Origin of the sequence: Paenibacillus sp. J45TS6, from assembly GCF_018403285.1 — a bacterium.
Taxonomy (GTDB): domain Bacteria; phylum Bacillota; class Bacilli; order Paenibacillales; family Paenibacillaceae; genus Paenibacillus.
Window position 1 is genome coordinate 1 of record NZ_BOSJ01000052.1, and the last position, 980, is coordinate 980.

The following is a 980-nucleotide window of genomic DNA, read 5'->3' on the forward strand; positions in this document are numbered from 1 at the left end:
GATTCGTGGGCTGTTTTCCATCCTAAACATTTTCTTGGTCTGTTGTTAATGAGATGGAGGGCATGTTCCAATTCTTCATCACATACCTCTGCGAAGTCTTTTCCTTTTGGAAAGAACTCTCGTAACAAGCCGTTTCCATTCTCATTGGAACCTCGTTGCCAAGAAGAATAAGGATCTGCAAAATACACCTTCATACCGTGTGTTTCTTCTAGATTTCGAAAGCATGCAAACTCTTTACCTCGGTCCACAGTAGCACTCTGAAAGGTACCCACTGGGTGCTGTGCAGCGGCTACACCTACAGCAATTTCCATGGATAGTGCGGTACGATCAGGCATGCTGATGGCAGTGTATAGCCGTGTTTTTCGTTCGATAAAAGTAGCGACACAAGCTTTGCTTTTTCCTCGGCTAGAGACAACCGTATCCAGTTCCCAGTGGCCGAAGGTTTCGCGAGAACGAATCTCTTTAGGACGCTGTTTAATAGAAGTGCCTACAAGGAAGCGGCCTCGTTTTTCCTGAGGTTTCTGTCTCTTACCTTTATGTCTTAACTGCTGAACTGTAGTGCGAGTTAAACGGCCGTCATACAGCCACCGGTAAATCGTTTTGAATGAAACCATGGGCATATCTTTTTGAACATAGCTCATTGAAATTTGCTCAGGTGACCAGGTTTCCTGAAGTCTTCTCTCTATCTCTTCACCAAGTGCCTCAGTCCACTTTCCGCGTGAACTTTGGGCTTGGCGAAGGCACTGATACCGCTCATTTGAATCTACCGCTTGATAACCTTCTAAACGGTGATTTCGTTTTAATTCTCGGCTGATGGTAGAGTGGTGGCGGTCCAATTCACGAGCAATGGCTCGAGCAGACAATCCTATCTGAGAGAGTGCTTCTAGTTTACTGCGTTCAATTATGCTAAGATGTGAATAGCTCATGGACTGATTCTCCTGTGTGAATTTGGTGTGGTAACTTAATTCTACACGAATCAG

1 protein-coding gene is annotated in these 980 nt (G+C 45.1%); it reads right to left on the reverse strand.

Going from position 1 to position 980, the window contains the following annotated elements:
* On the reverse strand, positions 1-926 hold a 926-nt coding region (locus KJS58_RS24805; protein ID WP_213536340.1), incomplete at its 3' end, for an IS30 family transposase.
* Positions 927-980: the final 54 nt, after the last annotated feature.